We start from the raw sequence: 12181 nt of genomic DNA on the forward strand, positions 1-12181 counted from the left end.
TATCACCGAAAATGTTTTGAAATCGTTCGGAATAGAATACAGATAATTGTATTGCCCTTTACCCAAACTGATACCGCCGATCTTTTTGAGATAACCCGTTATCTTATGTTTAGTTTTGTTGGAGAATGCTTCTTTCGTCTCTATAAAATAATCTTCAATGTAAAAATTACGGATATCATGAAGATTAAGTATGCTGTTTGGAGCAGGTTTGATACGTCTTGAATAGGATACATCAACCAAAATACAACTGGCTTTATGCGCTTTCGAGAGATCAATAAAGTAGCTTCATCGACCATAAGGTGTTTACTGTCTTTATATACACCGAGCAGCATTTCATTGATCTCCCGATCCGAATAATCGGATATATTAGAAGATCTTCCCAACTTTTCAAATGCGAGATCACTTTCACTCCAATTTTTTCTAATTCTATTAAGCTCGTGCTGTTGAAAAGTTTTTATTTTCTCCATATATAATTTGTCTAACCTTACTTTAGCGAGTTTAAAGATAATTTTAAAACTTTACTTTCATCAATCTTATGGCTTGCAAAGTGCAATTTGAATCAAATCTAATTTAATAGAGTCTTTGTTTAATGCTGTCGTACTTCGCTAATGCGCTATTTCTGAGGAAGAATAAGTGTAATAATTGTTGGATTTTCCGTGTCGATATAAGGTGACATCACAGCTTTAAGTAGTCCGTGTGTCAAATCATTTTGAGTAAATCGCATCGATTCTCGGCGCGATTATGTAGTGAAGGAAGAGCCACCTGTATTAACAAATGGCTCCTACGAAGTTTTTATCTTACAGCCTTAAGCACGATATCTAAGGTGAATTCATCATCGATGGCGCGATTGCCTAAGTCGGAGAAAAGCTTGCTGAACGATACTGTATATCAAAGTCCAGTCGATTTACCTTAACTCCTATAGCTTCAGCAGAAAGTCCGTCTGCAGTTGTGGTGACTTTTGCTGGAAGGAGATCGATTTTGTTTTATTCTGATCGTCAGATTGCCCGTTATGATTGGATTACCTTTGCTATTATCAACTTTACTGATGACAAATTTACTGCTGGGGTAGGTCGGCACATTGAAGAAATCTTCATTTTTTAGGTGCCCGGTCAATTTAGGAGCATCAGTACAAGCCATGGAATTCATATCTATGGTAAAACCACCGCCGGTAATTTTCCCCTTTTCTGTCTGTACCGTTCCATCTTGTATATTGATTGTTCCCACATGTCCCCCGACAACTTTTTTCGCATTCCATTTGATCGTCGAATTTTGTGTGTTCACTTTGTAGCTTATCTTTTGGGCGAAGGCCATTGATGTTAAGCAAATAATTGCTAGCGTTAGACTGGTTCTTTCATTGAAGTGATTTATATGAACTCAAATATACATGGTCTTTTGCGGATACTTCTATGTTTAAACTTGTTTTTTTGTTTGCGCAGTGTCAATATTGTGCTTGCCTTTCTTGATTCGTCATCGATACCCGCTAACTTAGTACAACGTAAATTAGGGGATCGAAGATATCTTCGTATCCAAATTGTGGTCTATAAAAAAAGATAATATGATTAAGTCGAAAGGTTATGCGGCGAAAGACAGTAATTCTCCACTTGAATACTGGGAGTTTGAAAGGAGAGAGCTTGGTGCAAACGATGTTTTAATAGATATCTTGTACAGCGGGATCTGTCATTCTGATATTCATCAAGTACATGATGAGTGGGGTGGAACACAATACCCAATTGTTCCTGGGCACGAAATTGTTGGTCGGATAAGTGCAGTTGGTCCTGGGGTGACTAAGTTCAAAAAAGGTGACTTGGCGGGTGTTGGTTGTATGGTTGCTTCTTGTGGCGAATGCGATAACTGTAAGTCAGACCAACAACAGTTCTGTTCAGAAAAAAAGACCGTTTGGACGTACAACAGTAAAGATGTGATGCATGATCACAGCTTTACTTTTGGTGGTTATAGCAATAATATTGTTGCGGATGCAGATTTTGTCTGCATGTGCCGGAATCTTTGGACATTAAAAAGGTGGCACCGCTACTCTGCGCTGGAATCACCACCTATTCGCCATTAAAAAGATGGAATATTAGTAAGGGCATAAAGTTGGTGTGTTGGGCTTAGGCGGATTGGGACACATGGCTGTTAAAATTGCAGTGGCAATGGGGGCAGAAGTCACAATGATAAGCCATTCACCACGCAAAAAGGACGATGCCGCTCTACTTGGAGCACACAAATTCTTAAATACCCATGAGGCCGATGAAATAAAGAAATTCTCCTCGTATTTTGATTTTATTATTGATACCGTATCGGCACCACATGACTATAACCTCTATCTTGCATTATTGAAAACAAAAGGAGTTTATATTTGCGTGGGGATTCCAGCTGCACCCATGGAAATTAATGGACGCTCAATCATGGGGGGAAATAAGATCCTAACGGCTTCCAGCATCGGGGGAATACAGGAAACGCAGGATATGCTTGATTTTTGTGCTGAACATAATATTCTACCCGAAACAGAAATGATTGATATCGATTATGTAAATGAGGCGTATCAAAGAGTATTGGATAGTGATGTGAAATATCGTTTTGTAATCGATATGTCGTCTATTGAAAAGTAATGAAAAAACAGGTCGGTTAAAGAGCCGACCTGTTTTTTAAAATCTTATCCTTGTTTGAGTACTTCATATGATATGAATGCTCATCTTCTCCGATAATTTCGAAACCAAGACTAAAGTAGAGCTTTTGCGCTTTATTGGTTTTTAATACATGTAATGAAATCGACTTCCCTTCGTAAATTGCTTCATTTATAAGGTCTTTTAATATCTTTTTTCCTAGCCCTTTCCCTTGGTATCGGGGATCGATCTGTATTTGAATCAACTCGATATGAGCCCGTCCTTTCTCGGTTTTCAAAAGTCCGATAGGGATATGGTTGTATTCAATGATAGCAGCATGTTCAAATTTGTATTTAATTCTTTGTAGATGTGAATCCCTCGTTGTGGGTAAAGCAGCGGCTATTAAATGTTGGGTCATTGTCTTTAATAGTAGATCTAAAAGAAAAGTCAAATCACTTTCCATTGCTCGTCTATATACTATTGGGATCATAGATGATTGGGTTTTATCAATGTAATCTGTTCAATCTATCGAAGGCTTTATCTGACATTCTCAAAGAAGGTCAGATTGATATGGGCCATGAGTACGAAGATAAGATTTTTAGCTATGAGCACAATGATCTGATCGAAAGTCGGCTGCAATTTAGTATAATCATAGTAACTGCGTACTAAATTGCAATAGCGTACTTTAATCTTTTTGACATTTAGATGTGAAGAATGCTGGCGTGGCTCAAGATGAATACCGTAACTTTAGCTTTATAGCTGTACTTACATAGCGATTTTTTATTTAAAGGAACAATAAACAGATAATTTCAATGAAAAAGGTAGAAATACAACACACAGATTTGCAGATAGCTCCAATTAATTTTGGCGGGAATGTTTTTGGCTGGACATTAGATGAGCAAAAATCGTTTGAAATGCTAGATAAATTTGTAGGAGCAGGATTTAATTTTATCGATACGGCAGATACGTATTCTTGGTGGGTGAATGGAACTGGCGGGCAGTCCGAAGAAATTATTGGGAAATGGTTAAAAAGCCGTGGCAACCGTCAAAATATAGTAATCGCAACAAAAGTTGGATCCGAGACTAAGGAGCACGGGTATGATATCTCAAGAAAACATATTTTGAAATCTGCTGATGAATCGTTGCGACGATTGGGAGTAGATCATATTGATTTATACTATACCCACTTTGACGATAACGTAACCCCTGTGGAAGAGACATTGTCGGCTTATGCTGACTTAATAAAAGCAGGTAAGGTACGTTATATTGCCGCTTCTAATCTATCGCCAACTCGGTTAACGGAAAGCTTTGATGTTGCGGAGAAAAATGGTCTTCCTAAATATGTTGCTTTGCAACCGCATTACAATTTGGTAGAGCGTGCTGGTTTTGAAACAGATTATGCGGGATTGGTCGAGAAGTACGGTTTGAGCGTATTTCCATATTGGTCGCTTGCTGCAGGTTTCTTGACCGGTAAATACCGTACTGAAGCTGACTTTGATAAAACGGCTAGGGGTGGTGGGATCAAAAAATATTTTGATGCTAAAGGTAAAGCTGTCCTAAAAGCGCTCGATGTTATCTCCGAGAAACACGGGACAAAACAGGCTACTGTAGCATTAGCATGGTTGTTGGCTAAACCGCTAATTACCGCTCCCATTGTAAGTGCAACAAGTGAGAGTCAATTGGATACGCTATGTTCGGCGCCGACTCTTAAATTAGATACGGAAGATATTGAATTATTAAATGAGGTCAGCAAATGAAATAGTGATAAAGAGTAAAAACAAAATCCCTACATTTCTTAGGGATTTTGTTTTATTGGGAAGCGGTTCCTAATAGAAGGTAGAAATTGCTTACGCATTTTAACAAGTTTATCGTAAATTGGACGCTAAATTGATCTTATGAAACGGTTCCTGATATTATTTTCTTTTATGCTTTTTGGCAGAAGTTATGCGCAAATGCCTACACCTTTTGAACGGGGCAATGGTAATCAATCCACAACATTTGAAGAAATGCGGGCCTACTATCAGGAATTGGCGGAGAAATATACAACAATTCACTATGAAACACGGGGAGAAGACGATAACAATAAACCAATAGATGTGGTCGTATTTAATCCGTTTGGAAAGACACTGGAAGTCGCTAGGAAAGGGAAGTGTATTTTATTGGTCAACAACGGTATTCATCCCGGAGAACCCGATGGTATTGATGCCACTATGATGCTCATGCGGGATTTGGCGACAGGAAAGGTAAAGGCACCTCAAAATGTTATCGTTGTTGCGCTCGCGAGTTACAATGTCAGTGGGATGTTAAATCGTGGGAGCTTTTCCCGAGCTAACCAAAATGGCCCTGAAGAGTATGGCTTTCGTGGAAATGCAAGGCATTATGACTTAAATAGGGATTTTATTAAGACAGACACTAAAAACTCGCGCAGTTTTCAGCAGATTTTCCACTGGGTCAAGCCGGATGTTTTTATCGATAATCATGTGAGCAATGGGGCCGATTATCAGTACACTTTTACTTATATCTCAACAAACAAAGAACGTCTGGGAAACCTTTTAGGTAATTATTTTAATAACAACATGCAAAAAACCTTACTGAAAGATCTCCAGGAGAAAGGGTTTATGTCTGTTCCCTATGTTAACATCCACAACGATGTACCTGATGGTGGTTTTCCAACTTTTATGGATTCGCCAAGATATGCAACAGGTTACACCAGTCTATTTAATGTCATCGGAACCGTGGTGGAAACACATATGTTGAAACCTTATCAAGAACGTGTCAAAGCGACTTATGATTATATGCGTTGTAATCTGGATTTTATGGAACAGCATTATAAGGAGATTAAACAAAAAAGAACTGAAAACCTCACGCAATATCAAATAGGGGATAAATATGCCATAGCATGGAAGCTTGATTCATCGAAATATGAACCACTGGACTTTAAGGGCTTCGAGGCAAAATATAAGCCGAGCGATGTCTCCTCGAAAGATAGATTGTGGTATGATAGAAACGCTAAGTTTTCAAAACAAGTTAAGTTATATAATACCTATGTTCCGACAAAAGAAGTAACTATTCCATCGTATTATGTCATTCCGCAGTCTGAATGGGAGATTGTTAACTTGCTAACACTCAATCAGATCAAAATGATTCCGCTAAAACAAGATATGGTAATAGCGGTGGAACAGTATCGAATTAAGGATTTCAAGACAACTTCAAGTCCTTATGAAGGGCATTATTTACATTTTGATACCAGCCTCCTCCGGGAATCCAATAAGGTAAACTTGCGTGCTGGTGATTATTTAGTCCCCTTGAATCAGGACGGTGTAAAGTTCTTGCTGGAAACTTTAGAACCTGAAGCAATAGACTCTTATTTTAATTGGAATTTCTTTGATGCGATCTTAGGACAGAAAGAATATTATTCAGCATATGTTTTTGAAGATACAGCAGCCAAACTTCTAAAAGAGAATAAAGATTTAAGAGCTGCCTTTGAACGCGAGAAGATGAACAACCCTAAACTTGCTGCGAGTAGTAGTGCGCAGCTGGATTGGATATACAAACATTCACCTTACTATGAAGAGTCACATCTTCTTTATCCTATTTATCGCATCAATTGATCACCGGTGATTTTTGATACACAAGGCTGCGTTCGTTACAATATGGCTATCTTATAAGTATATCCAGGGTAATACCAATGAACATTATGACGATCAAATAGGAGATAAAGCCTATTATTAAAGCGGCAAATGCTTTGAAATAGCTGATCTTTTTAGTCTTATCAAAAAACTGTCCCATGGCCCAGGAGTAATATGCAAAGGTCACCAATGTTGCGTATAAGATAAAACGCTGGTGGGTTATACCATCAATTATTGCAAAAAAAGCATAAATTAACATCGCCATCCCCATAATAAAACATAATAAGATGATGATTTCAAAAAGATTATAGCCGTATTTTTTAAAGAATAATTTAGTCCAAAGGGCGATAAAGAATCCCATGATAATGTTAGCATAACCATAATGATCTTGTAGCCATCGGAAGATGTGGGTCGTGATGATGAGTTTACTTTCAATACCATGGCTGTCGATTGACTGCATATACTGTTCTTCAGTATGGAAAAAGTGGGCAATAATCGAGTACACTAAAGAGGTTACAATAACAAAAATAATAGGTTTGACCAGCCGGCTACGATTCTCAGAAATGTAGTTTTGCACATTCTTCCCCGGCGCTGTTACCAATCCGCTAATGGTATAGAGAATACCGCGTTCAAAGTGAAGCACATGTTCTATTTCATGGGTGATATAATGCGCATCTATTCTTTTCAGCGTTGCAGGTTGGCCACAATCGGGACAAAATTTTGACGTAATGTCTGTACCGCAGTTTTTGCAAGTTATCATGTTGAAGTTTTTCTTTAGGTAATTAAGGTTAGGTACTCTATATCATTTTTAAAGCCTATAAAGGCAAACTTTCTTTACGGACCATTTTATTGGAGGTATTCAGCAACTTCCACAAGCTTGTATTTGGGGCTCCGTTGCAAAAACTCACCAAGAAAAGCTGCGTGAGTAGCACCGGTGATCAGCAAAATACGATCTTGCGCCGTGACAGGGATCTGATTTAAATTGGAGAGTATCCGTAGATTTCTTCCGTAAAATTTAGTGGCTTCGTCTGCTCCTTCAAAATTACCTTTTGTACTACTGTAGGTTAAGATATCAGCGTTTACATTGATAAATTTTTGCAGGGTCTCTTTATGATTAAATACCTTTAATTTATCTAAAATGGAGAGTTGGTCAATATGGGTGAATTCCTTCATGATTTTTCCCATGTAGTTTTTATACGTTACAGTATCCACCTGGTTCTCCAGTTCATTGGCAATGTTGTAATTATATGCTGCAGTTTGTTGTTCATCAATTCCATAAATTGTTTTTACCCCTGCAAGTTTGCCAACTTCATAAGCGATTAACGCTATTTCACCACCAAACTTAGCTTTATGGCTTTTGTCGTCGATAAAAGATCTGTAGTCACTGTTCAATTCTTTGTTTTTTTCAGGAATGACTTCTACGCAAATGATGGTTGGTTTAAAATCAGCCAACAGTTTGGCTACATGATAAGTTTCTCTTCTGTTTTTTTGATCTTTTTCATCAAATTCTACTTTATGGGCATCAGGGGTATAGCTCATGTGAAATGTCCCAAAATTTAAAACTTCGATTTTCTGCTGTGCGTAGCTGTTCCCAAAAAATAAGACCCCAAGGGCGATTCCAATATTTCGAATCTGTATAGTTTTAATAAGCATCTGTGTAAGAAATGGTTTTATGTTTTTTCCGGCTTTTCGTTCAGTTAGCTGTATTTTTCTAGCTGTTTTGTCCAAAAGTATTACAGTTTGTCCAAATAAAAGCTACACTTGAGTGTAGTTTTATTTAACTTCGAAACTTAGAATTTCGTTATGGATTTTAACGCGCTATTTTCACAAAAAAATACTGTTGATCGTCTTTCAGAAAAGGACATCCTGCAGACGCATGGCTATATTGAGCTTGTCAAAGCTTTCTCACGAATTACTTACCAAAGTATCTATCTAATCGATTATCAGGCCAAAAGCTTTGAGTTTGTTTCAGACAACCCGCTGTTTCTCGCTGGTTTAACAGCCACAGAGGTGATGGAAATGGGCTATGGTTTTTATCAAAAATATGTTCCGTCCGATGATTTCCGGATGCTCATTACGATTAACGAAGCGGGGTTCAGTTTTTACGAAAAAATACCCATCGAGGAACGGAAGCTTTACGTTATATCGTATGATTTTCAGATACAAAATGCGCATAACAAATTTATTTTGATTAATCATAAACTGACGCCGGTTTTTTTGACAGAAGAGGGGAAAATATGGAAGGCAATTTGTATCGTATCTTTATCCACCAATGTGTCTTCGGGCAACGTGACGATCGAAAAGTTGCACTCCAACTTAGTTTGGGAGTTGGATCTGTTGACTGGGAAATGGAACTCCCAAAAAAAGATTAACCTTACTGAACGTGAAATAGAAATTTTACGCTTTTATCATCGCGGTCTGACCATTCATGAAACTTCCGAAAAAATTTTCGTTTCCATTGACACGGTGAAATTTCATCGGCGAAAATTATTTGAAAAACTGGGGGTAAGTAACATGAATGAAGCATTGGTTTATGCATTGAATAATAGGTTATTGTAACGATGGCTTGACGGATGTTGAAATGTTCAGGGCAAGCGCCTCAACCGAGGCGCTGCAGATTATTTTTTTACCAATAAGGGTAAGTACTTCTCGTAGCCCTGTGCTTTCATCTTGTCTTTTGGAATAAATCGAAGTGAAGCACTGTTTATACAATAGCGTAGACCACCTTTATCTGCCGGTCCATCGTTAAAAACATGGCCGAGGTGTGCATCACCAGTTTTGCTACGTACTTCCGTTCTGCGCATCCCGTACGAATTGTCGGAGTGTTCTTGAATCAAGCTATCGCTAATTGGTTTGGAAAAACTTGGCCATCCACAGCCCGATTCAAATTTATCTGTTGAGACAAATAAGGGTTCTCCGGTTGTGATATCGACATAAATGCCTTCCCTAAATTCGTCATTATAGGCATTGTCAAATGCGCGCTCTGTTGCACTGTTTTGTGTAACATCGTATTGCAATGGAGTTAACTCCTTCTTCAAGGTCTCCTTGTCAGCTTTTTTATATCTGTTTTCAATGTTCACTTTGGCTTTTTCGGGGTTGGCATTTCGTGCAAGTTCAAATAAATCAGGGCTTATATGGCAATAACCACCGGGGTTTTTGTCCAGGTATTTTTGATGATAAGCTTCAGCATTATAGTAATTCTGTAAAGGTTCTATTTCCACCACTATTTTGCTCTTGTATTGACTTGCTAAAGCAGCTATTTGCTCTTTGATAACAGCAGCATCGTCGGCATTGGTATAATAGATGCCTGTACGGTATTGCGTACCGATATCGTTGCCTTGTTTATTCAGTGAAGTTGGGTCAATTGTTTTGAAGAAAAGGTCTACGAGCAGCTTTAGATCGACAAGCGCTGGGTCGAAGTTTACCTTTACGGTTTCGGCAAACCCGGACGTTCCTGTCGAAACTTGTGCATAAGAAGGGTGCTGAAGGTTTCCATTGGCATAGCCAACTTCCGTTGCGGTGACCCCGCGCACTTGTTTAAAGAAGTGCTCAGTTCCCCAGAAGCATCCTCCTGCAAAATAGACAACATGATCTTTTTGATTTGTAGTATTCATAGTATTTTGTGTTGACGGTTTTAAGTCTTTCCCTTTTTGTGAAAAGCAAACCTTGCTGATCAGAAATAAGCCGGTCGCTATAGCAAGGAGAACGAATAAGTGTTTCATGGTATGGATTGCTACATGAAAGAAACAACATTGTTTCTTTCATGTAGGCTACAAACACCGTACCTTTCTGGATGTTTAACTTAGAAGATATAAACAGTTTTGACTCTAATAGATTCTTTTTACAATTGGAAGACGAAATAAGTCTATGAAAGGTATGTCCTGACAAAAAGACCTTTTAGCTAAACTTCGCCAGCTGTATCTCTGACAGGAGAGTTCCTATATAGGTGATGTCCTACGAACTGCGCACGCGATCGTTTAATCCATATTGTTTTAAGTACTGTTCTTGTGACAAAGTTAACTGTCAGGGAAAGACTCGTTCGGCTTAAGGCTACAGCATGACTCTGTCGGTTTGATCAGGCCTATGTGTAGCTGTCTCACTGTGGCTATAATAGCCTGTTTGTCGTAGTAATAAAGTTGGTGAAGCTGTTGCTGTGTACCCCGTACTGCGAACGAGTCGGGCAAACCAAGACGTTTTAACGTAGCCGAGTAACCATGTTCCACCATAAATTCAAGCACTGCGGTGCCCACTCCACCTGCGATACATCCATCTTCGATGGTGATGATAGACGAATATGATTGGAATACCTCATGTAATAACGCTTCGTCGAGCGGTTTAAAAAACCGGAGATCATAGTGCCCGACGTGGATGTCCTCCTGGAGCAGCTCGCAGCAGGCGTCCTGTGCATATTGACCAACGGGTCCAAGAGAGAGTAGGGCAATGTCTTTACCTGAACAAAGTCTTCTTCCTTTTCCCATTTCAAGTCTTTTATATTTGTCGGATTGCTTCTCTTGGTTACCTCGACCTTTTGGGTAGCGGATTGCAAACGGTCCGTCGAGAGCGATGTCCTGAGCCGTGAACAACAAATTTTTAAAGTCTGTAAGCGTCATGGGGGAAGCGCCCGTAATGTTGGGTATGCATCGGAGAAAAGCAATGTCGAATGCCCCCTGATGAGTGGGGCCGTCGGGACCGACAACACCGGCCCTGTCGATACAGAATACGACTGGCAATTTCTGCAAAGCGACGTCGTGGATAAGCTGATCATAGGCGCGTTGTAAGAATGTCGAATAGATAAAGCAGAAAGGAAGTAGTCCATCGGCAGCAAGGCCAGCAGAAAAAGTAACGGCATGCTGTTCGCAGATACCAACATCAAAAACACGGTTGGGCATCTGCTGTTTCATTGCGGTTAGCCTGCTGCCGGAAAGCATCGCTGGGCTAATAGCCATAATACGACTATTCCTTCGGGCCAGCTGTGTCAGCGTTTCGCCCAGCACCTGCTGAAAAGTCTCGTTGTGGAGTTGCGGTAGCTGGTGTTCTAACCGTTCACCTGTCAGTTTGTCGAATTTCCCGTGGCATGCCATTCTGCCTTATTTAACATGGCCGGCGCAAAACCTTTTCCTTTTTGCGTCACACAATGTACTATTTTGGGCCCGGGTATATGCTTCAACTGCTCGAGTATTTTGATAAGCTTATGGAGATTATGCCCATCCACTGGTCCAAAATAACGTATACCTAAGGCCTCAAAAATATTGCTTGAAGCAAGTAGTCCCGTTTTTATCAGTTTCTCTATTTTTCTAATCGCAGCAATTGACCATTGTGCCCGATCCTTATTACGCGACAGCAGCTTTTTGATCTGTGATTTGAACTGATTATAGGCTTGCCCCGAGGTCAGGTCGGTCAGATAATTTTGTAGCGCTCCCGTACCGGCATCAATAGACATATTGTTGTCATTTAATATAATCAGTAGGTCGGGCTGTTCGAAACCAATATTATTTAAAGCTTCGAATGCTAGACCGGCAGTCATGGCGCCGTCACCGATAACAGCGATGTGTTGACGGTTATGATCACCCTTATACCTGGCCGCGCAGGCCATACCCAGAATTGCTGATAAGGATGTGGATGAATGACCAGTACCAAAGGCGTCAAAGTTATTTTCTTCCATAACAGGAAATCCGCTGATGCCATGTAGAAGCCTGTTCGAATGGAAGCGAGCCGCTCTACCCGTGATTAATTTATGGACATAAGCTTGATGACCAACGTCCCATATCAATTTATCCTCAGGGGTGTTAAACACATAATGTATTGCTATGGTAAGTTCTACAACACCAAGGCTTGAACTAAAATGACCGCCATGTGTAGCAATATGGTCAATGATGAGGTTCCTTAATTCCTGACTTATCCCGGGTATACCTCCTGTGGGAGAGCTCGTAATTCACTGGGGCTGTTGAT

The 12181-nt window shown here is 39.7% G+C and carries 13 protein-coding genes; 5 read left to right on the forward strand and 8 right to left on the reverse strand.

The features are described from left to right. Nucleotides 1–140: 140 nt before the first annotated feature. Nucleotides 141–467 carry a hypothetical protein gene (locus tag DTA23_RS25660; RefSeq protein WP_112376396.1) on the reverse strand — a complete coding sequence of 109 codons (327 nt, stop codon included), beginning with the start codon at nt 465–467 and terminating at the stop codon, nt 141–143. 457 nt (nt 468–924) lie between these two features. Further along, nucleotides 925–1281 (reverse strand): YceI family protein, encoded by a 357-nt coding sequence (locus DTA23_RS25665; RefSeq protein ID WP_172462513.1) that lies wholly within the window; start codon nt 1279–1281, stop codon nt 925–927. 274 nt (nt 1282–1555) lie between these two features. Between DTA23_RS25665 and DTA23_RS30785 the strand changes: the two genes are divergently transcribed. Together DTA23_RS30785 and DTA23_RS30790 are read left to right on the forward strand one after the other, a co-directional pair. Beyond that, nucleotides 1556–2065, forward strand: a complete 510-nt coding sequence (locus DTA23_RS30785; protein WP_370445151.1) for an alcohol dehydrogenase catalytic domain-containing protein — start codon at nt 1556–1558, stop codon at nt 2063–2065. Nucleotides 2066–2099: 34 nt separating this feature from the next. Further along, nucleotides 2100–2609 (forward strand): zinc-binding dehydrogenase, encoded by a 510-nt coding sequence (locus tag DTA23_RS30790; RefSeq protein WP_370445152.1) that lies wholly within the window; start codon nt 2100–2102, stop codon nt 2607–2609. 16 nt (nt 2610–2625) lie between these two features. Here the strand turns inward: DTA23_RS30790 and DTA23_RS25675 are convergent, their stop codons facing one another. After that, nucleotides 2626–3093, reverse strand: a complete 468-nt coding sequence (locus DTA23_RS25675) for a GNAT family N-acetyltransferase (protein ID WP_204991126.1) — start codon at nt 3091–3093, stop codon at nt 2626–2628. Nucleotides 3094–3415: 322 nt separating this feature from the next. Between DTA23_RS25675 and DTA23_RS25680 the strand changes: the two genes are divergently transcribed. Then, nucleotides 3416–4360 (forward strand): aldo/keto reductase, encoded by a 945-nt coding sequence (locus tag DTA23_RS25680; protein ID WP_112376398.1) that lies wholly within the window; start codon nt 3416–3418, stop codon nt 4358–4360. Nucleotides 4361–4498: 138 nt separating this feature from the next. Continuing rightward, nucleotides 4499–6214 carry a M14 family metallopeptidase gene (locus DTA23_RS25685; RefSeq protein WP_112376399.1) on the forward strand — a complete coding sequence of 572 codons (1716 nt, stop codon included), beginning with the start codon at nt 4499–4501 and terminating at the stop codon, nt 6212–6214. Nucleotides 6215–6260: 46 nt separating this feature from the next. Here DTA23_RS25685 and DTA23_RS25690 read toward each other — a convergent pair whose 3' ends face one another. Together DTA23_RS25690 and DTA23_RS25695 are read right to left on the reverse strand one after the other, a co-directional pair. After that, nucleotides 6261–6992 carry a DUF3667 domain-containing protein gene (locus DTA23_RS25690; RefSeq protein WP_053003552.1) on the reverse strand — a complete coding sequence of 244 codons (732 nt, stop codon included), beginning with the start codon at nt 6990–6992 and terminating at the stop codon, nt 6261–6263. 86 nt (nt 6993–7078) lie between these two features. After that, nucleotides 7079–7885: a DUF5694 domain-containing protein gene (locus DTA23_RS25695; protein ID WP_204991127.1), complete on the reverse strand. Its 807-nt coding sequence runs from the start codon at nt 7883–7885 to the stop codon at nt 7079–7081. Between the two features lie 150 nt (nt 7886–8035). Here DTA23_RS25695 and DTA23_RS25700 point away from each other — a divergent pair, with 150 nt between their 5' ends. Beyond that, nucleotides 8036–8791: a response regulator transcription factor gene (locus DTA23_RS25700; RefSeq protein WP_112376400.1), complete on the forward strand. Its 756-nt coding sequence runs from the start codon at nt 8036–8038 to the stop codon at nt 8789–8791. A 59-nt stretch (nt 8792–8850) separates the two neighbouring features. On the opposite strand, the gene msrB is transcribed toward DTA23_RS25700, so the two are convergent. From msrB to DTA23_RS30810, 3 genes are all read right to left on the reverse strand, one after another. Beyond that, entirely contained in the window at nt 8851–9846 is a 996-nt protein-coding gene (gene msrB / locus DTA23_RS31010; protein WP_239468853.1) for a peptide-methionine (R)-S-oxide reductase MsrB, read from the reverse strand. A 402-nt stretch (nt 9847–10248) separates the two neighbouring features. Next, nucleotides 10249–11313, reverse strand: coding sequence for a transketolase C-terminal domain-containing protein (locus DTA23_RS30805; RefSeq protein ID WP_370445153.1), 1065 nt, complete (start codon nt 11311–11313; stop codon nt 10249–10251). Continuing rightward, complete coding sequence (locus tag DTA23_RS30810) at nt 11283–12164, reverse strand: 1-deoxy-D-xylulose-5-phosphate synthase N-terminal domain-containing protein (protein WP_370445173.1); 882 nt, start codon at nt 12162–12164, stop codon at nt 11283–11285. The genes DTA23_RS30805 and DTA23_RS30810 overlap by 31 nt, the downstream gene beginning before the upstream one ends. Nucleotides 12165–12181 lie beyond the last annotated feature (17 nt).

The sequence above is a fragment of the Sphingobacterium multivorum genome, assembly GCF_900457465.1.
GTDB lineage: Bacteria > Bacteroidota > Bacteroidia > Sphingobacteriales > Sphingobacteriaceae > Sphingobacterium > Sphingobacterium multivorum.

What these genes read in the sequence shown, in the direction of transcription:
- DTA23_RS25660 (WP_112376396.1), bottom strand. Translation starts at nt 467, where the DNA reads ATGGAGAAAATAAAAACTTTTCAACAGCACGAGCTTAATAGAATTAGA.
- DTA23_RS30785 (WP_370445151.1), top strand. Translation starts at nt 1,556, where the DNA reads ATGATTAAGTCGAAAGGTTATGCGGCGAAAGACAGTAATTCTCCACTT.
- DTA23_RS25675 (WP_204991126.1), bottom strand. Translation starts at nt 3,093, where the DNA reads ATGATCCCAATAGTATATAGACGAGCAATGGAAAGTGATTTGACTTTT.
- DTA23_RS25680 (WP_112376398.1), top strand. Translation starts at nt 3,416, where the DNA reads ATGAAAAAGGTAGAAATACAACACACAGATTTGCAGATAGCTCCAATT.
- DTA23_RS25685 (WP_112376399.1), top strand. Translation starts at nt 4,499, where the DNA reads ATGAAACGGTTCCTGATATTATTTTCTTTTATGCTTTTTGGCAGAAGT.
- DTA23_RS25690 (WP_053003552.1), bottom strand. Translation starts at nt 6,992, where the DNA reads ATGATAACTTGCAAAAACTGCGGTACAGACATTACGTCAAAATTTTGT.
- DTA23_RS25695 (WP_204991127.1), bottom strand. Translation starts at nt 7,885, where the DNA reads ATGCTTATTAAAACTATACAGATTCGAAATATTGGAATCGCCCTTGGG.
- DTA23_RS25700 (WP_112376400.1), top strand. Translation starts at nt 8,036, where the DNA reads ATGGATTTTAACGCGCTATTTTCACAAAAAAATACTGTTGATCGTCTT.
- msrB (WP_239468853.1), bottom strand. Translation starts at nt 9,846, where the DNA reads ATGAATACTACAAATCAAAAAGATCATGTTGTCTATTTTGCAGGAGGA.
- DTA23_RS30805 (WP_370445153.1), bottom strand. Translation starts at nt 11,313, where the DNA reads ATGGCATGCCACGGGAAATTCGACAAACTGACAGGTGAACGGTTAGAA.